This window comes from Enterobacter sp. MEB024 (assembly GCF_030209635.1).
Classification (GTDB): Bacteria; Pseudomonadota; Gammaproteobacteria; order Enterobacterales; family Enterobacteriaceae; genus Enterobacter; species Enterobacter ludwigii.
The window spans coordinates 16,503-37,366 of record NZ_JARVRQ010000014.1; the positions used below are offsets into that span (position 1 = coordinate 16,503).

General features: G+C 54.4%; 17 protein-coding genes and 4 tRNA genes. 17 read left to right on the top strand and 4 right to left on the bottom strand.

All coding sequences use genetic code 11. From position 1 onward, the window contains the following. Positions 1 to 2: 2 nt before the first annotated feature. Positions 3 to 1,268, bottom strand: coding sequence for an ATP-dependent RNA helicase RhlB (rhlB, locus tag QRN24_RS19470; RefSeq protein WP_014172158.1), 1,266 nt, complete (start codon positions 1,266 to 1,268; stop codon positions 3 to 5). Positions 1,269 to 1,412: 144 nt separating this feature from the next. Here rhlB and trxA point away from each other — a divergent pair, with 144 nt between their 5' ends. From trxA to QRN24_RS19555, 17 genes are all read left to right on the top strand, one after another. Then, a complete protein-coding gene (gene trxA, locus QRN24_RS19475) occupies positions 1,413 to 1,742 on the top strand; it encodes a thioredoxin TrxA (RefSeq protein WP_004386384.1) in 330 nt (109 codons plus the stop codon). Positions 1,743 to 2,083: 341 nt separating this feature from the next. Further along, a complete protein-coding gene (gene rho / locus QRN24_RS19480; protein WP_008501566.1) occupies positions 2,084 to 3,343 on the top strand; it encodes a transcription termination factor Rho in 1,260 nt (419 codons plus the stop codon). Positions 3,344 to 3,585: 242 nt separating this feature from the next. After that, positions 3,586 to 4,689: a UDP-N-acetylglucosamine--undecaprenyl-phosphate N-acetylglucosaminephosphotransferase gene (gene wecA, locus QRN24_RS19485; protein WP_014172155.1), complete on the top strand. Its 1,104-nt coding sequence runs from the start codon at positions 3,586 to 3,588 to the stop codon at positions 4,687 to 4,689. 13 nt (positions 4,690 to 4,702) lie between these two features. Next, a complete protein-coding gene (wzzE, locus tag QRN24_RS19490; protein WP_020882894.1) occupies positions 4,703 to 5,749 on the top strand; it encodes an ECA polysaccharide chain length modulation protein in 1,047 nt (348 codons plus the stop codon). 56 nt (positions 5,750 to 5,805) lie between these two features. Further along, positions 5,806 to 6,936: a non-hydrolyzing UDP-N-acetylglucosamine 2-epimerase gene (wecB, locus tag QRN24_RS19495; RefSeq protein ID WP_032679224.1), complete on the top strand. Its 1,131-nt coding sequence runs from the start codon at positions 5,806 to 5,808 to the stop codon at positions 6,934 to 6,936. Next, on the top strand, positions 6,933 to 8,195 hold the full coding sequence (wecC, locus tag QRN24_RS19500) for a UDP-N-acetyl-D-mannosamine dehydrogenase (protein WP_193163606.1): 1,263 nt from the start codon (positions 6,933 to 6,935) through the stop codon (positions 8,193 to 8,195). The genes wecB and wecC overlap by 4 nt, the downstream gene beginning before the upstream one ends. Further along, the gene (gene rffC / locus QRN24_RS19505) at positions 8,192 to 8,869 is read left to right on the top strand and encodes a dTDP-4-amino-4,6-dideoxy-D-galactose acyltransferase (protein WP_014172151.1); all 678 of its coding nucleotides are present in this window, start codon (positions 8,192 to 8,194) and stop codon (positions 8,867 to 8,869) included. The genes wecC and rffC overlap by 4 nt, the downstream gene beginning before the upstream one ends. 4 nt (positions 8,870 to 8,873) lie before the next feature. After that, the gene (rffA, locus tag QRN24_RS19510) at positions 8,874 to 10,004 is read left to right on the top strand and encodes a dTDP-4-amino-4,6-dideoxygalactose transaminase (protein ID WP_020882890.1); all 1,131 of its coding nucleotides are present in this window, start codon (positions 8,874 to 8,876) and stop codon (positions 10,002 to 10,004) included. A gap of 1 nt (position 10,005) precedes the next feature. Next, positions 10,006 to 11,256 (top strand): lipid III flippase WzxE, encoded by a 1,251-nt coding sequence (gene wzxE, locus QRN24_RS19515; RefSeq protein WP_014172149.1) that lies wholly within the window; start codon positions 10,006 to 10,008, stop codon positions 11,254 to 11,256. Beyond that, positions 11,253 to 12,332, top strand: a complete 1,080-nt coding sequence (locus tag QRN24_RS19520; RefSeq protein WP_193163605.1) for a TDP-N-acetylfucosamine:lipid II N-acetylfucosaminyltransferase — start codon at positions 11,253 to 11,255, stop codon at positions 12,330 to 12,332. Before wzxE ends, QRN24_RS19520 begins: the two co-directional genes overlap by 4 nt. Then, positions 12,329 to 13,681: an ECA oligosaccharide polymerase gene (gene wzyE, locus QRN24_RS19525; protein WP_020882888.1), complete on the top strand. Its 1,353-nt coding sequence runs from the start codon at positions 12,329 to 12,331 to the stop codon at positions 13,679 to 13,681. Before QRN24_RS19520 ends, wzyE begins: the two co-directional genes overlap by 4 nt. A gap of 12 nt (positions 13,682 to 13,693) precedes the next feature. Next, the gene (gene wecG, locus QRN24_RS19530) at positions 13,694 to 14,434 is read left to right on the top strand and encodes a lipopolysaccharide N-acetylmannosaminouronosyltransferase (protein WP_020882887.1); all 741 of its coding nucleotides are present in this window, start codon (positions 13,694 to 13,696) and stop codon (positions 14,432 to 14,434) included. A 197-nt stretch (positions 14,435 to 14,631) separates the two neighbouring features. Next, positions 14,632 to 16,017 carry a bifunctional threonine/serine APC transporter ThrP gene (thrP, locus tag QRN24_RS19535; protein ID WP_284942973.1) on the top strand — a complete coding sequence of 462 codons (1,386 nt, stop codon included), beginning with the start codon at positions 14,632 to 14,634 and terminating at the stop codon, positions 16,015 to 16,017. A gap of 102 nt (positions 16,018 to 16,119) precedes the next feature. Beyond that, positions 16,120 to 16,196: transfer RNA gene (locus QRN24_RS19540), tRNA-Arg, on the top strand. A gap of 67 nt (positions 16,197 to 16,263) precedes the next feature. Beyond that, positions 16,264 to 16,339, top strand: a tRNA-His gene (locus QRN24_RS19545). A 21-nt stretch (positions 16,340 to 16,360) separates the two neighbouring features. Continuing rightward, positions 16,361 to 16,447 (top strand) — tRNA-Leu (locus QRN24_RS19550). 44 nt (positions 16,448 to 16,491) lie between these two features. Further along, positions 16,492 to 16,568 (top strand) — tRNA-Pro (locus QRN24_RS19555). 507 nt (positions 16,569 to 17,075) lie between these two features. Here QRN24_RS19555 and QRN24_RS19560 read toward each other — a convergent pair. From QRN24_RS19560 to hemX, 3 genes are all read right to left on the bottom strand, one after another. Then, complete coding sequence (locus QRN24_RS19560; RefSeq protein ID WP_284942974.1) at positions 17,076 to 18,287, bottom strand: MFS transporter; 1,212 nt, start codon at positions 18,285 to 18,287, stop codon at positions 17,076 to 17,078. Positions 18,288 to 18,456: 169 nt separating this feature from the next. Then, a complete protein-coding gene (hemY, locus tag QRN24_RS19565) occupies positions 18,457 to 19,656 on the bottom strand; it encodes a protoheme IX biogenesis protein HemY (RefSeq protein WP_284942975.1) in 1,200 nt (399 codons plus the stop codon). A 2-nt stretch (positions 19,657 to 19,658) separates the two neighbouring features. Beyond that, a complete protein-coding gene (gene hemX / locus QRN24_RS19570) occupies positions 19,659 to 20,852 on the bottom strand; it encodes a uroporphyrinogen-III C-methyltransferase (RefSeq protein WP_014172141.1) in 1,194 nt (397 codons plus the stop codon). Positions 20,853 to 20,864: the final 12 nt, after the last annotated feature.

The following is a 20,864-nucleotide window of genomic DNA, read 5'->3' on the forward strand; positions in this document are numbered from 1 at the left end:
TTTTAACCTGAGCGACGACGATTACGCGGCGCGCCAGATCGACGCGGGCCATTGCCGGATCGGGCGCGGGTAAGGCGCTTAGCCGGCGGCAGTTCGCTTAATAGCGCATCCGGGTTGTACTTACTCACCGGAATAGAATGGCCGATGTACGTCTCAATCGCCGGCAGGTTCAGCGCATACTCTTCACACGCGAGGCTGATAGAGTGGCCGCTTGCACCCGCACGACCGGTACGACCGATACGGTGTACATAGTCTTCGCAGTCATCCGGCAGGTCATAGTTAAAGACGTGCGTAACGGCAGGAATGTGCAGGCCGCGCGCTGCGACGTCGGTGGCGACCAGAATATCGAGATCGCCACGGGTGAATTCTTCAAGAATACGCAGGCGTTTTTTCTGCGCAACATCGCCCGTCAGCAGGCCAACACGGTGACCGTCTGCAGCCAGATGGCCCCAGATATCTTCACAGCGGTGCTTGGTGTTCGCGAAGATAATGGCGCGGTCTGGCCACTCTTCTTCGATCAGCGTTTGCAGCAGACGCATTTTCTCTTCATTGGAAGGATAGAAGAGTTCTTCTTTGATGCGGTGGCCGGTTTTCTGCTCGGGTTCCACTTCCACATATTCGGCGTTGTTCATCTGCTCGAATGCCAGTTCGCGTACGCGATACGACAGGGTCGCAGAGAACAGCATGTTGAGGCGCTGATTCGCGGGTGGCATGCGGCGGAACAGCCAGCGGATATCTTTAATGAAGCCCAGATCGTACATACGGTCAGCTTCATCCAGCACCACAACCTGGATGGCACCAAGGTTAATGTGGTTCTGTTTTGCGTAGTCGATAAGACGGCCGGTGGTACCGATCAGGATATCCACACCGCTTTCCAGCACTTTCAGCTGCTTATCGTAACCATCGCCGCCATAAGCCAGGCCGATTTTCAGGCCCGTAGCCTGCATCAGGGGTTCAGCGTCTGCGTGGATCTGTACCGCCAGTTCTCGCGTCGGGGCCATAATTAGCGCGCGCGGCTGGTTAACTTTGCGGTCTGCAATCGCTGGATGAGAAAGTAAATAATGAAACGTTGACGTTAAAAACGCCATCGTTTTGCCAGTACCGGTTTGCGCCTGCCCTGCTACGTCACGTCCCGCCAGCGTCAGCGGCAGGGCGAGAGCCTGAATGGGCGTGCAGTTATGAAACCCTTTATTTTCAAGGGCTTCGATCACTTTTGGGTGCAGGGCGAAGTCGGAAAACTTCTGTTCTGTTAAATGTGTTTTGCTCATAGTGTGGTAGAATATCAGCTTACTATTGCTTTACGAAAGCGTATCCGGTGAAATAAAGTCAACCTTTAGTTGGTTAATGCGACATCAACACGTCGTTGATGAGGGCGAAACCAACGCACCAGGCTTATTCCTGTGGAGTTATATATGAGCGATAAAATTATTCACCTGACTGACGACAGTTTTGACACGGACGTACTTAAGGCTGACGGGCTGACACTCGTCGATTTCTGGGCTGAATGGTGTGGTCCTTGCAAAATGATCGCCCCGATTCTGGATGAGATCGCTGACGAATATCAGGGCAAACTGACCGTTGCCAAGCTGAACATCGACCAGAACCCGGGCACCGCACCAAAATACGGTATCCGTGGCATTCCGACCCTGCTGCTGTTCAAAAACGGCGAAGTGGCAGCGACCAAAGTGGGCGCACTGTCCAAAGGTCAACTGAAAGAGTTCCTCGACGCTAACCTGGCGTAAGGTTTCTTTGCTGCGCGTCCAGAGCGCCTAAATTATGTGGAACTCTGGACGCCCGGCTGAAGTCGTGCTAAGTTAGCTATGACTTCGTTTTAAACATATCTTGTTGTTTGAATCTTGTTTTACCCGATACTTCCCGTTGTTGACACAAACAGTGCGTGAAGTTGCTAAATTCCGGGCTTGTCACTCAATCCGTCTTGTCGTTTCAGTTCTGCGTTTTTTCCCTGTGACCAGACAGCGAACAGACATGAGTTGATGGCCGCTAAACAGGCATGGATGACCCTGCCATACCATTCACAACATTAAGTTCGAGTATCACCCCGAGTTTAAGAACCCACACCATTATGAATCTTACCGAATTAAAGAATACGCCGGTTTCTGAGCTGATCACTCTCGGCGAAAATATGGGGCTGGAAAACCAGGCTCGTATGCGCAAGCAGGACATCATTTTCGCCATCCTGAAGCAGCACGCTAAGAGTGGCGAAGATATCTTTGGCGACGGTGTGCTGGAGATATTGCAAGACGGATTTGGTTTCCTCCGCTCTGCAGACAGCTCCTACCTCGCCGGCCCTGACGACATCTACGTATCCCCTAGCCAAATCCGCCGTTTCAACCTCCGCACTGGTGACACCATTTCAGGTAAGATTCGTCCTCCAAAAGAGGGTGAACGCTACTTTGCGCTGTTGAAAGTGAATGAAGTTAACTTCGACAAACCGGAAAACTCCCGTAATAAGATCCTGTTTGAGAACTTAACGCCGCTGCACGCGAACTCTCGCCTGCGCATGGAGCGTGGTAACGGCTCAACTGAAGATTTAACCGCTCGCGTCCTGGATCTGGCATCGCCAATCGGTCGTGGCCAGCGTGGTCTGATCGTCGCACCGCCAAAAGCGGGTAAAACCATGCTGCTGCAGAATATCGCGCAGAGCATCGCTTATAACCACCCAGACTGCGTACTGATGGTACTGCTGATTGACGAACGTCCGGAAGAAGTGACCGAGATGCAGCGTCTGGTTAAAGGTGAAGTGGTTGCTTCTACCTTTGACGAACCCGCATCTCGCCACGTTCAGGTTGCGGAAATGGTTATCGAGAAGGCGAAACGCCTGGTTGAACACAAGAAAGACGTGATCATCCTGCTCGACTCCATCACCCGTCTGGCGCGTGCCTACAACACCGTCGTTCCGGCTTCCGGTAAAGTGCTGACGGGGGGTGTGGACGCTAACGCCCTGCATCGTCCAAAACGCTTCTTCGGTGCGGCACGTAACGTGGAAGAGGGCGGCAGCCTGACCATCATCGCTACGGCGCTGATCGATACGGGTTCCAAAATGGACGAAGTTATTTACGAAGAGTTTAAAGGTACAGGTAACATGGAACTGCACCTCTCTCGTAAAATTGCTGAGAAACGCGTCTTCCCGGCTATCGACTATAACCGTTCCGGTACCCGTAAAGAAGAGCTGCTCACCACCCAGGAAGAGCTGCAGAAAATGTGGATCCTGCGCAAAATCATCCATCCAATGGGTGAAATCGACGCAATGGAGTTCCTCATTAACAAACTGGCGATGACCAAAACTAACGACGATTTCTTCGATATGATGAAACGCTCGTAACGCAAATAAAGCCAGCAAGCGCCACGTTTTTACGTGGCGTTTTTCTTTTATGGCTTATACGCTATTAATGCAGACTCCCATTTCAGACCAGTCAGTGCGACAATAAGACTGTTTGTGCAGTTAACGAAATAATTGATTGAAAAATATACAAAGGGAGTTGTAAGAAGCCTTCTTTATTACTTCTGAGGCAGGGGCTTCATGGTTATACTTCCGGGACTAACTTTTGTTGAGAGCAATCCATTGTGAATCTACTCACCGCCGTTACTGAGCTAATCAGTATTTTTTTATTCACAACCTGTTTTTTGTTCATCGCGCGTAAGGTGGCCAAAAGAATAGGGTTGGTGGATAAGCCTAATTTTCGTAAACGTCATCAGGGACTTATTCCTCTGGTTGGAGGGATTTCTGTTTACGCTGGTATCTGTTTCACGTTTGGTATTGCGGATTATTATATTCCACACGCCGCCCTCTACCTTGCCTGCGCCGGTGTCCTGGTGTTAGTCGGGGCGCTGGATGATCGGTTCGATATCGCGGTAAAAATTCGCGCCACCGTCCAGGCCGCCATTGGCGTGATCATGATGGTCGTTGGTGGGCTATATCTGAGAAGCCTGGGTTATGTATTCGGACCCTGGGAGTTAGTACTGGGTCCCTTTGGTTTCTTCCTGACACTGTTTGCCGTCTGGGCGGCGATAAATGCGTTCAACATGGTGGATGGTATTGACGGCCTGCTCGGTGGATTGTCGTCGGTTTCGTTTGCCGCAATCGGCATCATTTTATGGTTCGATGGTCAGTACAGCCTGTCGATGTGGTGTTTTGCCATGATTGCCGCCATTCTGCCTTATATCCTCTTAAATCTCGGTGCGCTCGGTCGTCGCTATAAAGTGTTTATGGGGGATGCGGGCAGTACGCTGATCGGCTTCACCGTTATCTGGATTTTGCTGGAGACCACTCAGGGTAAAACCCACCCGATTAGCCCGGTAACAGCGCTGTGGATTATTGCCATTCCGCTAATGGATATGGTGGCGATTATGTATCGTCGTCTGCGTAAAGGAATGAGTCCTTTCTCTCCCGATCGCCAGCATATTCACCATCTCATCATGCGTGCCGGTTTTACTTCACGTCAGGCGTTTGTGCTGATTACCCTGGCTGCCGCTATTCTGGCCGCAATTGGGGTGGCTGCGGAATATGCTCATTTCATCCCTGAATGGGTCATGTTGGTATTATTCTTGCTAGCGTTTTTCCTGTACGGCTACTGCATTAAGCGTGCATGGAAAGTGGCGCGGTTTATTAAACGTCTTAAACGCAGGATGCGTCGCAACAGTGGCAACAATACAACATTAACTAAGTAAAACCGGGACTATGATGACTCAACCGTTGGCGGGAGCGAAATCAGTGGTAACTGAGAATGAGCTGGATATTCGGGGTTTGTTTCGCGTGTTGTGGGCAGGCAAACTTTGGATTGCGGGGATCGCGCTGGGGTTTGCATTGTTAGCGCTGGCCTACACCTTCTTTGCAAAACAAGAGTGGAGCGCTACGGCAATCACTGATAAACCAACGGTTAATATGCTCGGGGGGTTCTATTCCCAGCAGCAGTTCCTGCGTAACCTGGATATCAAAGCCAATCTGGCCACCCCAGATCAGGCTTCCGTCATGGATGAGGCCTATAAAGAGTTTGTGATGCAGCTGGCTTCCTGGGATACGCGCCGTGATTTCTGGAGCCAGACGGATTATTACAAGCAACGGATGGTGGGCAACAGTAAAGCCGATGCCGCGCTGCTGGATGACATGATTAACAACATTCAGTTTATGCCGGGAGATGCGCTGCGTAACGTCAACGACAGCGTCAAGCTGATTGCCGAAACCGCGCCGGATGCCAATAACCTGTTGCGCCAGTACGTTGCCTTTGCCAGCCAGCGTGCGGCAAGCCACCTTAATGAAGAGCTGAAAGGTGCCTGGGCTGCCCGTACCATCCAGATGAAAGCGCAGGTTAAACGTCAGGAAGAGGTGGCTAAAGCCATCTTCGCCCGCCGTGTACACAATATTGAGCAGGCGCTAAAAATTGCCGAACAGCACAATATTTCCCGCACTGAGACGGACGTGCCGGCAGATGAACTGCCTGATTCAGAAATGTTCCTTCTCGGGCGCCCAATGCTGCAGGCTCGACTGGAAAACCTCCAGGCCGTTGGCCCTGATTTTGACCTCGACTACGATCAAAACCGCGCGATGCTGAACACCCTGAATGTCGGTCCAACAATGGACCCGCGTTTTCAGACCTATCGTTATTTGCGAACGCCTGAAGAACCTGTAAAACGCGATAGTCCGCGCCGCGCATTCCTGATGATCATGTGGGGGATTGTGGGTGCACTGACTGGCGCAGGCGTGGCGTTAACGCGTCGTCGCACTAACTAAGAACGCCGTCTACGATGAAGGCTGCGGCCTTCATCGTTTAATCGAAGAGAATCGATGTGAAAGTACTTACCGTATTTGGCACTAGGCCGGAGGCCATTAAGATGGCACCTCTGGTTCATGCGCTGGCCAGTGATCCTGATATTGAAGCGAAAGTGTGCGTCACTGCCCAACACCGTGAGATGCTCGATCAGGTCTTAACTCTCTTTTCTATCGTCCCGGATTACGATCTCAATATTATGAAACCGGGGCAGGGGTTAACAGAGATAACCTGCCGTATTCTGCAAGAGCTCAAGCCGATTCTGGAGTCCTTCAAACCTGACGTGGTTCTGGTGCATGGCGATACCACCACCACGGTGGCAACCAGCCTGGCTGCGTTTTACCAGCGAATTCCTGTCGGCCATGTTGAGGCGGGTCTGCGTACCGGCAACCTTTATTCGCCGTGGCCCGAAGAGGCCAACCGCACACTCACCGGCCATCTGGCGATGTACCATTTTGCGCCCACCGAAAATTCACGACAGAACCTGCTGCGTGAAAATATTGCCGACAACAAAATCTTTGTCACCGGGAATACGGTGATTGATGCCCTGATTTGGGTTCGTGACCGCGTGCTGTCAAACAACGATCTTCAGAAAGAACTCGCCGCACGCTACCCCTTCCTGAACAATGGCAAAAAAACCATTCTGGTCACCGGCCACCGTCGCGAGAGCTTTGGACGCGGCTTTGAGCAAATCTGTCATGCCCTGGCGGAAATCGCCGCGCAGAATCAGGATGTGCAGATTGTCTACCCGGTGCACCTTAATCCTAACGTCAGCGAGCCGGTCAACCGTATCCTTGGGCATATAGAAAACGTCCTGCTGATTGAACCGCAGGACTATTTGCCGTTTGTCTGGCTGATGAACCACGCCTGGCTGATCCTGACCGATTCCGGTGGTATTCAGGAAGAGGCGCCGTCTCTCGGCAAGCCTGTGCTGGTCATGCGTGAAACGACTGAACGCCCGGAAGCGGTGAAAGCGGGCACGGTACGTCTGGTCGGCACCAATACACAGCTGATCGTCGAAGAGGTGACGCGCCTGCTGCACGACGACGAAGAGTATCAGGCGATGAGCCGGGCCCATAACCCGTATGGTGATGGGCAGGCTTGTGGCCGTATTTTGCATGCACTTAAACACAATCGGGTATCGCTATGAGTTTTACTACCATCTCTGTCATTGGTCTTGGCTACATTGGCTTGCCCACAGCGGCAGCGTTTGCCTCCCGTCAAAAACAGGTTGTGGGCGTGGATATCAACGCGCGTGCGGTGGAAACCATTAACCGTGGCGAAATTCATATCGTGGAGCCCGATCTCGACCGCGTGGTGAAAGAGGCGGTTGATGGAGGATTCCTGCGTGCTAGCACGACGCCGGTCGAGGCGGATGCATATCTTATTGCGGTGCCAACCCCCTTTAAAGGCGACCATGAGCCCGACATGGCTTACGTCGAAGCGGCGGCAAAATCGATTGCACCGGTCCTGAAAAAAGGGGCTCTGGTGATCCTGGAGTCCACTTCGCCCGTCGGTGCTACCGAACAGATGGCGCAGTGGCTGGCGCAAGCCCGACCTGACTTACGCTTCCCGCAGCAGGCGGGCGAGCAAGCTGATATCAATATTGCTTACTGTCCTGAGCGCGTACTGCCAGGTCAGGTGATGGTAGAGCTGATTAAAAACGATCGCGTGATCGGCGGCATGACGCCAGCCTGTTCTGCACGCGCCAGCGCGCTTTACAAGATTTTCCTTGAAGGCGAATGTGTGGTGACCAACTCCCGCACCGCCGAAATGTGCAAGCTCACGGAAAACAGTTTCCGGGACGTGAATATCGCCTTCGCGAATGAACTGTCGCTGATTTGCGCCGATCAGGGGATTAACGTCTGGGAGTTGATTAGCCTGGCGAATCGCCATCCGCGCGTGAATATCCTCCAGCCTGGCCCGGGCGTGGGCGGTCACTGTATCGCTGTCGACCCGTGGTTTATTGTGGCGCAAAACCCGGCGCAGGCCCGCCTGATCCGCACCGCGCGTGAAGTGAATGACAGCAAGCCACACTGGGTGCTCAGTCAGGTGAAAGCCACCGTAGCGGACTGTCTGGCTGAGAGCAGCAAACGCGCCAGTGAGTTGAAAATTGCCTGCTTTGGTCTGGCATTCAAACCGAATATTGACGACTTACGCGAAAGCCCGGCGATGGAGATTGCAGAGATGATCGCTGGCTGGCACACCGGCGAAACGCTGGTGGTTGAACCCAATATTCATGAACTGCCGGCAAAACTGGCGGGCCACTGTACGTTGACCGCGCTGGATGAGGCGCTGGCGACGGCGGATGTGCTGGTGCTGCTGGTGGATCATAAAGAATTTAAAGCGACGTCCGGTGATGCCGTACGCCAACAGTACGTGGTTGATACGAAAGGTGTCTGGCGTTGAGCCACCTGAAGGGGGTTCTCGAGTCCCTTGAGTGGGAGAGTGCCTTTTTTGGTCTGCCATCAGCCATCGTGCGCCTGCGCGACGATGCGCCGGTTCTGACTGACGCCGACTTCACCGCCTGGCCGCGGGTGCAGGCCAGGATCCCCGCAGACCGTGCCGACCTGCTCGATGCGCTCCAGCAACAAGGTTTTCAGCTGGTTGAAGGCGAGGTTGATCTGTCCCTTACGCTCGCCCGTCATGATTCGCCCGGTGCGGAAGTGGCAACGGAGCAGGATATCCCCGCGCTGCGTCAGATGGCGGCGCAGGCGTTTGCCCGGAGCCGTTTTCGCGCACCGTGGTATGCACCGGACGACAGTGGACGTTTCTACGCCCAGTGGGTAGAGAACGCGGTAAAAGGCACCTTTGACCATGTGTGCCTGGTGTTTCGCACTGCAGACGGCCAGATTGAGGGATTTGTCTCGCTTCGTAAGCTCAACGCGAACGAGGGGCGTATTGGTTTATTAGCCGGGCGCGGCATGGGCGAAAAACTCATGCAGGCGGCGCTTCACTGGGCGCAGCAGCAACAGCTTTTGACTCTGCGGGTGGCAACCCAGATGGGCAACACCGCTGCGCTTAAACGTTATATCGCGAGTGGTGCCAACATCGACGCCACCGCTTACTGGTTATACAGGTGACAAGATGATTCCATTTAACGCACCACCCGTCGTGGGCACCGAACTCGACTATATGCAGTCTGCTATGGGCAGCGGCAAACTTTGTGGTGACGGTGGTTTTACCCGTCGCTGCCAGCAGTGGATGGAGCAGCGGTTTCACAGCGCTAAAGTCCTGCTGACCCCGTCCTGTACCGCATCGCTGGAAATGGCGGCGTTGCTGCTGGATATCCAGCCGGGCGATGAAGTGATCATGCCGAGCTACACCTTCGTCTCTACAGCGAATGCCTTTGTCCTGCGTGGTGCGAAAATCGTCTTTGTGGATATTCGCCCGGATACCATGAACATCGATGAGACGCTGATTGAAGCGGCAATCACGGACAAAACGCGCGCGATTGTGCCGGTTCACTACGCGGGAGTGGCGTGTGAGATGGACACCATCATGGCGATCGCCAAAAAACATGACCTGTTCGTGGTTGAAGATGCCGCTCAGGGCGTGATGTCGACCTATAAAGGTCGAGCGCTGGGAACGATCGGCCATATCGGCTGCTTTAGCTTCCACGAAACCAAAAACTATACCGCCGGTGGCGAAGGTGGTGCGACGCTGATTAACGACCGTGCGCTGGTCGAGCGCGCGGAAGTGATCCGTGAAAAAGGCACCAACCGCAGCCAGTTCTTCCGGGGGCAGGTAGACAAATATACCTGGCGCGATATTGGCTCAAGCTATCTGATGGCCGATCTGCAGGCGGCATACCTGTGGGCGCAGCTGGAGGCAGCGGACCGCATTAATCTTCAGCGCCTGTCCCTGTGGCAAACTTATTACGACGCGCTGCAACCGCTGGCACAAGCCGGGCGAATAGAGCTGCCGACCCTTCCGGCTGATTGCGTCCATAATGCCCATATGTTCTATATCAAACTGCGCGATAACGACGATCGCAGCAAGTTGATTGCCTGGCTAAAAGAAGCCGAAATTCTGGCGGTGTTCCACTATATCCCGCTGCACTCCAGCCCTGCTGGAGAGGCATTTGGGGTCTTCGCGGGTGAAGATCGCTACACCACGAAAGAAAGTGAGCGTTTGCTTCGTTTGCCACTGTTCTACAACCTCGCGCCTGTTAACCAGCGTACGGTGATTAACACCCTTCTGAGTTATTTCGGCTGATATGTCTCTGGCAAAAGCATCGGTGTGGACCGCCGCGTCCACACTTGTCAAAATTGGCGCCGGGCTACTGGTCGTCAAGCTGCTGGCCGTCTCATTCGGCCCTTCAGGCGTCGGGCTGGCGGGCAATTTCCGTCAGCTTGTGACCGTCCTTGGGGTACTGGCCGGCGCAGGGATTTTCAACGGCGTCACGAAATACGTTGCGCAGTACCATGATGATGCGGCCCAGCTTCGCCGTGTTGTCGGTACATCCTCGGCGATGGTCACCGGCTTTTCGACCCTGATGGCGGTTATTTTCCTGCTGGCAGCGGCACCCATAAGCCAGGGGTTATTTGGACACACCCATTATCAGGGGCTGGTTCGTCTGGTCGCGCTGGTTCAGCTGGGCATTGCCTGGGCTAACCTGCTGCTGGCGCTGATGAAAGGCTTTCGTGATGCGGCCGGGAACGCACTGGCGTTAATCCTCGGCAGCGTCATCGGCGTGATTGCCTACTATTTTTGTTATCGGCTGGGCGGCTATGAAGGCGCGTTGCTGGGGCTGGCGCTGGTACCGGCATTAGTGGTCGTTCCGGCGGCGTTCATGCTAATGCGTCGGGGCACCATTCCGTTGAGTTACCTGAAACCTCAATGGGACAAGGTGCTGGCAAGCCAGCTGGGAAAATTTACCCTGATGGCGCTCATCACCTCCGTCACGCTCCCCGTCGCCTATGTGATGATGCGAAACCTGCTGGCGGCGCATTACAGCTGGGACGAAGTTGGGATTTGGCAAGGGGTGAGCAGTATTTCCGATGCCTACCTCCAATTTATAACGGCTTCCTTTAGCGTCTATTTGCTGCCAACCTTATCGCGCCTGACCTCCAGGCAGGATATCACGCGCGAAATTTCCCGCTCACTGCGGTTTGTCCTTCCCGCCGTTGCGGCAGCCAGTTTAACCGTATGGCTATTGCGCGATGTCGCTATCTGGCTGCTCTTCTCCGCGAAGTTTACCGCCATGCGCGATCTGTTTGCCTGGCAACTGGTGGGCGATGTACTGAAAGTGGGGGCTTACGTTTTTGGTTATCTGGTGATTGCGAAAGCCTCGCTACGGTTGTATATCCTGGCGGAAATCAGCCAGTTTGCATTACTGACCGCATTCTCACACTGGTTGATCCCGGCACACGGTGCGCTGGGGGCGGCTCAGGCCTATATGGCAACCTATATCGTTTATTTCGCTGCCTGTTGCGGCGTATTTTTACTTTGGCGTAAACGCGCATGACTGCACTGATTCACATACTGGGATCGGATATCCCACACCATAACCAGACCGTGTTACGGTTCTTCAATGATGAACTGGCATCGGGGGATCCCGACGCTCGTGAGTTTATGGTTGCCGGTCAGGATAATGGCCTGAGCGTGGCGTGTCCGGCGCTGACTCTCTCTTTCTGGCCGGACAAGGCTGCGCTGGCGAAGGCGGTTGTTGCCAAAGCCAAAGCGGATCGTGAGCAACGTTTCTTTTTCCATGGGCAGTTTAATACCGGCCTGTGGCTGGCGCTCCTGAGCGGGGGGATCAAACCTTCGCAGTGCAGCTGGCATATCTGGGGAGCCGATCTCTACGAAGTCTCCAGCGGCTGGAAATTCCGTCTTTTCTACCCGTTGCGGCGCATGGCGCAGGGGCGTGTGGGATGCGTTTTCGCGACCCGTGGCGATCTCAATTATTTTGCTAAACGCCACCCTGACGTACGCGGTGAGCTACTCTATTTCCCGACCCGAATGAACCCGGCGCTGAACAACATGGCGAATGATACGCCGCGCGTGGGTAAACTGACGATTCTGGTGGGTAATTCAGGCGATCGCAGCAATGAACATCTTGCCGCGCTCAGGGCGGTACATCAGCAGTTTGGCGACACCGTCAATGTGATTGTGCCGATGGGGTATCCGGCCAATAACGATGCCTATATCAATGAGGTCCGCCAGCAGGCACTCGCGTTATTTAGCGCCGCGAATGTGCACATTCTCCACGATAAGCTGGGATTTGATGAGTATCTTGCGCTGCTGCGTCGGTGCGATCTGGGCTATTTCATCTTTGCCCGTCAGCAAGGAATTGGCACGCTGTGTCTGCTGATTCAGGCGGGTGTGCCCTGCGTACTCAATCGCGAAAACCCGTTCTGGCAGGACATGGCGGAGCAGCATCTGCCGGTGCTGTTTACTTCCGACGTGCTTAACGAAGAGGTGGTCCGGGAAGCGCAGAGACAACTGGCGCTGGTGGACAAAAGTGCCATCGACTTCTTTAGCCCGAACTACCTCACGCCGTGGCACCGCGCGCTGCGTATCGCTGCAGGAGACAAAGCATGAGCCAGTTGCAATTCAGCGGCTTACTGATCGTTTGGCTTCTGAGCACTTTATTCATCGCCACGCTCACCTGGTTCGAGTTTCGTCGGGTGCGTTTCAACTTTAACGTCTTCTTCTCGTTACTGTTTCTTCTGACCTTCTTTTTCGGATTCCCGCTGACCAGCATTCTGGTCTTCCGGTTTGACGTGAGCGTTGCCCCGCCCGAGATCCTGCTTCAGGCGATCCTGGCAGCGACCTGTTTCTACGCCGTCTACTACGCCACCTATAAAACGCGCCTGCGTTCAGCGCAATCCACCGCGCCGCGCCGGGCGCTCTTCACCATGAACCGGGTGGAGACGCACCTGACGTGGGTGATGCTGATGACGATCGCGCTGGTAAGCGTGGGTATCTTCTTCATGCATAATGGTTTTCTGCTGTTCAAGCTCCAGTCCTACAGCCAGATTTTTTCTGCCGAAGTGTCGGGCGTGGCGCTTAAGCGCTTCTTCTACTTCTTCATTCCGGCGATGCTGGTGATCTTTTTCCTGCGTCAGGACAGCAAAGCCTGGCTGTTTTTCCTGGTGAGTACCGTCGCCTTCGGTTTCCTGACCTACATGATTGTGGGAGGGACGCGTGCAAACATCATCATCGCTTTCGCAATCTTCCTGTTTATCGGCATCATCCGCGGGTGGATCTCTTTATGGATGCTGGTGGCTGCTGGGGTGTTTGGCATTGTTGGTATGTTCTGGCTTGCCCTGAAGCGCTACGGGCTCAACGTAGCCGGTGACGAGGCGTTTTACACATTCCTCTATCTCACGCGCGACACCTTCTCGCCGTGGGAAAACCTGGCGTTGTTGCTGCAAAACTACGACAAAATCGATTTCCAGGGCCTTGCGCCTATTGTGCGCGACTTTTATGTCTTTATCCCAACCTGGCTGTGGCCAGACCGTCCCGGCGTCGTACTCAACACGGCAAACTATTTTACCTGGGAAGTGCTGAACAACCACTCAGGCCTTGCGATCTCACCTACGTTGATTGGCTCGCTGGTGGTGATGGGGGGAAGCTGGTTTATCCTGCCGGGGGCGGTGGTGGTGGGGCTGATCATCAAGTGGTTTGACTGGCTCTACGTGCGCGGCAACGAAGAAACAAACCGCTATAAGGCGGCTATTTTGCATAGTTTCTGCTTTGGTGCCATTTTCAATATGATCGTTCTGGCGCGTGAAGGGCTGGATTCATTCGTGTCGCGCGTGGTTTTCTTCATGGTCGTTTTTGGCATCTGCCTGTTACTGGCCAAACTGTTGTACTGGCTGTTTGACAGTGCAGGGCTTGTGCATAAGCGCGAGCCGCAGGGCAGCACAACGCTGTCGCAAGTGTGAGTAGGGAAAGTCATGACGGATAAAACTTCTGCACCGCGCTATACGCTGCGCGGTCTGCAGCTTATTGGCTGGCGCGATATGCAACACGCGCTGGATTTTCTGTTCGCTGGTGGTCAGATGAAATCCGGTACGCTGGTCGCCATCAATGCGGAAAAGATGCTGGCGGTGGAAGACAACGCCGAAGTGAGAAGCCTGATAGAAGCGGCTGAATTTAAATATGCCGACGGTATCAGCGTGGTGCGTTCAATCCGCAAAAAGTATCCTGGCGCTAATGTATCTCGCGTGGCAGGGGCCGATCTCTGGGAGCAACTGATGGCACGCGCAGGGGCGGAAGGCACGCCGGTATTCCTGATTGGCGGTAAGCCGGAGGTACTGGCGCAGACCGAAGCGAAATTGCGCAGTCAATGGAATGTTAACATCGTGGGCAGCCAGGATGGCTACTTCAAACCAGAGGCCCGGCAGGCGCTGTTTGAACGCGTTCGCGACAGTGGAGCGAAAATCATTACCGTGGCGATGGGCTCCCCACGCCAGGAGATCCTGATGCGTGACTGCCGTCAGGTGTGTCCGGATGCCCTTTATATGGGCGTTGGCGGAACGTATGACGTCTTTACCGGCCATGTTAAGCGCGCGCCCAAAGTCTGGCAAAACCTGGGGCTGGAGTGGCTGTACCGCCTGCTATCTCAGCCGACGCGGATTACACGACAGATCCGTCTGCTTCGCTACCTTACCTGGCACTACACCGGGAAAATGTAATCAAAATGTAGCGCGATATGCTGTTCGCGCTGCAACTCCCCTGCAAAACTGCTGCGAATCTGTGCAATGCATTCATTTTTTTTATGCATCGTTTGCCATTTGCCGCATTTTAAGAAACCATTCGCCCCGTATTTTAGTACCCCTAAAAAACAATACCTGGCCTGAAGTCGGGAAACAGCAAACACAATCGAGGATCTATGGCAGAGAAAAAACCGGAGCTACAGCGTGGGCTGGAGGCTCGTCATATTGAACTGATAGCGCTGGGCGGCACTATCGGCGTGGGCCTGTTTATGGGCTCCGCAAGCACGCTCAAATGGGCAGGACCTTCGGTCTTGCTGGCTTATATCATTGCGGGATTGTTCGTTTTCTTCATCATGCGTTCGATGGGCGAAATGCTCTTCATGGAGCCCGTCACGGGTTCCTTCGCCGTTTACGCGCACCGATATATGAGCCCGTTCTTTGGCTACCTGACGGCCTGGTCATACTGGTTTATGTGGATGGCGGTTGGCATCTCTGAAATCACGGCGATAGGGGTCTATGTGCAGTTCTGGTTCCCAGACATGGTCCAGTGGATACCGGCGCTGATTGCCGTGGGGCTGGTGGCACTGGCAAACCTTGCCGCGGTTCGTCTTTATGGTGAAATCGAATTCTGGTTTGCGATGATCAAAGTCACCACCATCATCGTGATGATTGTGGTCGGGCTGGGCGTTATCTTCTTCGGCTTTGGCAACGGCGGGCACGCCATTGGCTTTGGTAACCTGACCGAAAACGGCGGCTTCTTTGCGGGCGGCTGGAAGGGCTTCCTGACGGCACTGTGTATCGTTGTGGCCTCTTATCAGGGGGTCGAGCTTATCGGTATTACCGCGGGTGAAGCGAAAAACCCGCAGGTTACGCTGCGCAGCGCCGTAGGCAAGGTGCTGTGGCGTATCCTGATTTTCTATGTGGGGGCGATCTTCGTTATCGTAACCATCTTCCCGTGGAATGAAATTGGCACGACCGGAAGCCCGTTTGTCTTGACCTTCGCGAAGATTGGTATCACGGCGGCAGCAGGCATCATTAACTTTGTGGTTCTGACGGCGGCGTTGTCAGGTTGCAATAGCGGGATGTACAGCTGCGGACGTATGCTCTACGCGCTGTCCAGAAACAATCAGCTGCCAGCGGGAATGGCGAAAGTTTCGCGTGCGGGCGTACCGGTTGCGGGAGTGGCGGTGTCGATTGTGATCCTGCTGATCGGCTCCTGCCTGAACTACATCATCCCGAATCCGCAGCGCGTGTTCGTTTATGTCTACAGCGCCAGCGTGCTGCCAGGCATGGTGCCCTGGTTTGTTATCCTGATTAGCCAGCTGCGTTTCCGCCAGGCACATAAAAAAGCCATCGCCAGCCATCCGTTCCGTTCCATTCTGTTCCCGTACGCCAACTATTTGACGATGGCGTTCCTGGTTTGCGTATTAATCGGAATGTACTTTAATGAAGATACGCGCATGTCGCTGTTTGTCGGGATGATCTTCCTGGCGGCGGTGACCGCGGCGTATAAGCTTTTTGGTCTGGGCCGCCGCGCTACCTCGCAGAAAGTGGAGGAATAAGCGGCAAAATGTGCAAACCATAACCAAACGCGCATTTTTTTCAAAAAAGCACTAGACAGCGGGTTCGGAGGTACGTAATATCCAGCCCCGCAACGGCGCTAAGCGCCCGTAGCTCAGCTGGATAGAGCGCTGCCCTCCGGAGGCAGAGGTCTCAGGTTCGAATCCTGTCGGGCGCGCCATTTTAGTCCCGGCGCTAGAGCTGCGGTGGTCTGAGAAGTAGTCAGTACCGCGTGAAAGAATACAGTGGTGGCTATAGCTCAGTTGGTAGAGCCCTGGATTGTGATTCCAGTTGTCGTGGGTTCGAATCCCATTAGCCACCCCATTATTGAAAGAGTTGTGAATTGCGAAGGTGGCGGAATTGGTAGACGCGCTAGCTTCAGGTGTTAGTGTTCTTACGGACGTGGGGGTTCAAGTCCCCCCCCTCGCACCACGACTTTTTAATGAATTGAACTAAAAATTCAAAAAGCAGTACATCGGCGAGTAGCGCAGCTTGGTAGCGCAACTGGTTTGGGACCAGTGGGTCGGAGGTTCGAATCCTCTCTCGCCGACCAATTTTGAACCCCGCTTCGGCGGGGTTTTTTGTTTTCTGCGCCTTTCTCTCCTCTGTAGTGTTTCCACGACAACAGCCGGCTTCCTTGTCGCGATTCAGCGACACATAACACACTGAAAGTAAAAGATATAATAATTTGGCGGCTTTCGTGTCTCCTCCAGACGACATTTCGTCGTGTTTATCAGCAGGTTGTAGGGTCTAAGATACCGCTCAACAACATAATTTCCTTTTATCTTAAAATGTTGCGCGATGTAAAAGTTCTGCGTGTCAAGTTGGCACGTTACGTGCAATAATATACGTGTAGATGCTCATTCCATCTCTTATGTTCGCCTTAGTGCCTCATAAACTCAGGAATGACGCAGAGCCATTTACGGTGCTTATCGTCCACTGACAGATGTCGCTTCGGCCTCATCAGACACCATGGGCATAACGTTGAGTGAAGCACCAAATATGTTGTCTTACAGACCTGTTTTAACGCCTGCTTTTATAGCAGGCGTTTTTTTATGCCTTATTCCCGGTAAACGTACATGATCAGGGCGACCAGAATCAGAGCGGCTGACGAAACGCTGTAAAGCGCCTGTATGGAGCCAAACCCTGCCGCCGCCATCGCGGCAATACCGGTGAAAAGCGAGGCACTGAGCGTTTGCCAGCGCCAGACTTTACTGCTGGCCGAAGCCATGTGCGTGGTTTGAAAACTGCTGAGTACGGCAAACGTGCCAGCCGCAAAGAGAACATTTGAGGCCAGGTGTGCGACAAAAATCATCCCCAGCGCGCATGCCATCCACCCGGACAACAGCGGGAGCATCCCATATGCGGCAAGGAAGATGCCAAGACACAGTAAAATCCGTGGCGTGCGTGCTGCAAAACGCGTCAGACTCTCTCTTTTTAGCAGGAGGGGACCGCAAAGTTGTCCCATGCTCCTTGCAAAAAGCAGTGGCAAAGCAAGGCTGGCCGCATCCTGAGGATGGATCTGCTGTGCCATTGCCGGAAGAAGCGCCATGGCCGGTGAACCGACGGCGGCCAGCGCAGGCAAAATCAGCAAACTGCGTTTCTGCCGGATGGTCAACATCTGCCAGCGTAAAGCCGCAGGCGCTTTCTCTTCAGTGGGGACTGCCAGTGTGGGCGCTAAAAATACACGACCTGCCAGCCAGAGCATGAACAGCGATCCGAGAAAGCTGATGGCATCAATGGCCAGCAAGGCGAGGATGGCAATCTTCTGGAAAAGTACCATCCCCAGCCCGGTGCCTAACAAAACCTGAGCGGCAAAAATCACATTCTCGAGGCAGGTTGCGGCAGGCAGTTCTGCTTCTCTGAGTCCGCGTTTAAAGAGCAGCGTCAGGGCAGGCCAGCTCATTCCGCTAAGCAGTGCTTCGGTGGACTGCACGGCCAGTAACGCAGGGATACTGTGATAGTGCACGCCGAGCAGGGGAAAGAGCAGGGCCAGTAAGCCAAGCCCCTCGGTGAGTATCAACAGGGATATCGGAGAATAGCGCGCGCACAGCTTTTCACTGATGAGGCTGCCGATAAAGCCAGGTAGCGTGGCGAAAAGAAAGGCGAGGGTAAGCAGCGCGGGCGGGGCGGACCATGCTAACAGTAAGCCGAAGACCACCACCTGGGTTACGCCATTTCCCAGTGATGTAAAGATAAAGGCACAGGCCAGCAGGCGCAGCCAGCGGTGGCAGCGCAGCGCTTCAATAAGCGCGTACAAAAGGGTGTTCATGACGATTTCCTTTCAAAAACGATTCAGTCCACGCGGCACTCGTCGCGTGTATGGAAAAAAGTTAATGAAAAGACGTCGTTACATTGGCGGGTTCGTTTTAGATGATGTGGTAAAGAATGTAGCAGGCGAAGGGGAATAAAAAAAGGAGGCCGTCTGGCCTCCTTGTTATTTATTGCTGGCTGCCATTATTTTGCAGCGTTAATAACAGCCCATCGCGGCGCATGGCGGCAGCCTCTTCCGGCTTGTGCTGCTTATCCAGCGAATCGGCAAGCCACGCGTAGTCAAACGCGTCCGGACGCTGTTTCAGCGCTGCACGGAAGGCGAGACTCGCTTCCTGCCATTCACCGTGCTTCATCAGCGACTGGCCCAGCGTACTCCACAGCAGTGGACGGTCGCCGACGGCTTTAATCTGCTGACGCAGCATTTTTTCAATTTGCTCAGGGTTATTGGTTTTCAGACGCGGGATCACCATAACCAGGCGATCGTCATACTGTCGCTTCAGTCCGTCGAGGAGGATCTCCTGCGCCGTGTCATGATCGTCACATTCAATCAGATGTTCTGCCATCGCAACCTGCAACGGAACCTGCTGACGCGTTTTCCGGCTCTGATTCTTCCACCATGTTTTCAGGCCATCGCTGCCGAGATCGGCACGCGCCTGATCCATCAGGCCAATCCATGCCAGACGCTGGAGTTCATCACGATGCTCATCATCACCGACGTCGGCTTTGGCCATCGACGGAATGATATCCAGCAGTGAACCCCAGGCACCGGTGCGAATATAGGCCTGCTCGGCAAGACGCAGCACTTCCGGGTGGCGTGGCGAGACTTCCAGCAGACGGTCGATACCGTGACGTGCGGCGTGGTTTTCGTTGCGGGCCAGCTGCAGTCGAACGCGGGTGATCTCAACGGGAATCGGGTCTTTCGGAGATAGTTCTGACGCGCGTTCCAGATGCTGGTTGGCGCGGGCTTCGTCACCCCGCTGTTGCGCTGCCTCGGCGGCCAGCAGATAGTTCACCACCGGCTGTTCGGCATGGTCAGCATTTTTCGACATCAGCCTTTCAACCTGCTGATAGTCACCCTCGGCCAGCTTAAGCAGTGCCTGCTCAGTCTGCTTACGGGCACGGCGGCGTTTACGGCCAACGAACCAGCCACGCGTATGCGCACCGGTACGGAAAATTCGGCGCAGGATCCACTCTACTGCAAGGAGCACCACCACCCCGAGGATCAGGATGATCACCAGGCCCGTTACGCTGGTTTCGATGTTGTAGTTATCGGTCTGGATCAGGACGTAACCCTGATGACCGGCAAGCATCGGCCCCAGCACGATCCCGGCGATCAGCAGGATGAAGAGTAAGAGTACTTTAAGCATCATTACTCTCCTTGTGGCGCGCTTTCAGGCGCTGGCGCGGCGGCAGGGGCCTGGGCGTGAGGTTCTGCCGGAACGCCCGGTTGCGCCAGCAGGTTGCGCACGCGCGTCTGCATCAGTTTTTCCAGAATCGGCTGGCTTTCCAGCTTGTCCGGCACGTTCATGGTGATGTTCTGCTGGCTCAGTTTATCAATGTCATCGAGGAAAGCCGTGGTCGTGGCATCATCGGTATTGTAGTAAGCACGTACCCATGTCGAGACGTTATCAAGCGCCTGTTTGTAGGTTTCTTCCTGATGACGCGGTACGGCCTGAGCCGCCACCAGCAGGCGGGAGCGAATGTTTTCGCGCAGATAAATGTCCTGATTCGGCGCTAACAGCGGAACGGCGGTTTCGTCGCGGCGGCGGATAGTAATGAAGCTATCCATAAAGTTCTGCCAGCTTTTTTGCAGGTTCACGCGCCATTCGCTCAGGGAGCTGGAAAGCTCGGTGCCGTCAGAATCCATCGGGGAGTCATCGTCGTTGTTATCCGCCAGCTGCAGGTTATCAATCTGGTTTGAAAGCTGATTGACCTTCAGGATGATGCCATCGTAGTCCACCTGCGAAACGGCAGAGAGGCTGGCGATATCTTCGGTAATGGCACGACGCGCGGTAATGAGGCTCGGATCGTTCATGTCTGCCAGGCTCGCATCAGCGCTTTTCAGCAGCGCGGCGGCGGTGGTGACGTCCTGATCGCTCCAGAGCTTACGTCCGGCCAGCTTCACCAGGAAATCGGCCTGCGAGAGCAGCCAGGTTTTGGCATCGGTACCGGAAATCGTGGCGACTTTCTGCTGCACGTCGTCCAGCTGTTTGGTCAGCTCTTCCTGTTTGCTGTTCGCCTCAGCGAGCGCCGCGGACTGCTGTTTAATCACCGTTTCCAGTTCAGTCTTCTGCGTCTCCTGCGCTTTTTGCAGAGCAGTAAGCTGATTGACCAGCGTGTCGTTGGTCGCCGTCTGGCTGGAACCTTGCTGTTTCACCAGGCCATAGAGGCCGACGCCTGCGGCCAGCGCAATGGCGATGGCTATCGCGCTCAGCGCGAGGCTGGTTTTATTGCTGCCGTTCTTCTTCTCAACGGTTTTCTCAGTCGTTTCTGACTGCGGCGTGATGTCCACAGTCTCCCTGGTCTCTTCAACCACGGCGGAGGATTTATCGTGTTCCGTCATTATGGCTTCCCA

Bases quoted from the DNA above. Each gene is read 5' to 3' on its own strand.
- wzzE (WP_020882894.1), top strand. From the start codon at position 4,703: ATGACTCAACCGTTGGCGGGAGCGAAATCAGTGGTAACTGAGAATGAG.
- QRN24_RS19520 (WP_193163605.1), top strand. From the start codon at position 11,253: ATGACTGCACTGATTCACATACTGGGATCGGATATCCCACACCATAAC.
- trxA (WP_004386384.1), top strand. From the start codon at position 1,413: ATGAGCGATAAAATTATTCACCTGACTGACGACAGTTTTGACACGGAC.
- wecG (WP_020882887.1), top strand. From the start codon at position 13,694: ATGACGGATAAAACTTCTGCACCGCGCTATACGCTGCGCGGTCTGCAG.
- rho (WP_008501566.1), top strand. From the start codon at position 2,084: ATGAATCTTACCGAATTAAAGAATACGCCGGTTTCTGAGCTGATCACT.
- thrP (WP_284942973.1), top strand. From the start codon at position 14,632: ATGGCAGAGAAAAAACCGGAGCTACAGCGTGGGCTGGAGGCTCGTCAT.
- hemX (WP_014172141.1), bottom strand. From the start codon at position 20,852: ATGACGGAACACGATAAATCCTCCGCCGTGGTTGAAGAGACCAGGGAG.
- hemY (WP_284942975.1), bottom strand. From the start codon at position 19,656: ATGCTTAAAGTACTCTTACTCTTCATCCTGCTGATCGCCGGGATCGTG.
- rffA (WP_020882890.1), top strand. From the start codon at position 8,874: ATGATTCCATTTAACGCACCACCCGTCGTGGGCACCGAACTCGACTAT.
- rhlB (WP_014172158.1), bottom strand. From the start codon at position 1,268: ATGAGCAAAACACATTTAACAGAACAGAAGTTTTCCGACTTCGCCCTG.
- wzyE (WP_020882888.1), top strand. From the start codon at position 12,329: ATGAGCCAGTTGCAATTCAGCGGCTTACTGATCGTTTGGCTTCTGAGC.
- QRN24_RS19560 (WP_284942974.1), bottom strand. From the start codon at position 18,287: ATGAACACCCTTTTGTACGCGCTTATTGAAGCGCTGCGCTGCCACCGC.
- wecC (WP_193163606.1), top strand. From the start codon at position 6,933: ATGAGTTTTACTACCATCTCTGTCATTGGTCTTGGCTACATTGGCTTG.
- wzxE (WP_014172149.1), top strand. From the start codon at position 10,006: ATGTCTCTGGCAAAAGCATCGGTGTGGACCGCCGCGTCCACACTTGTC.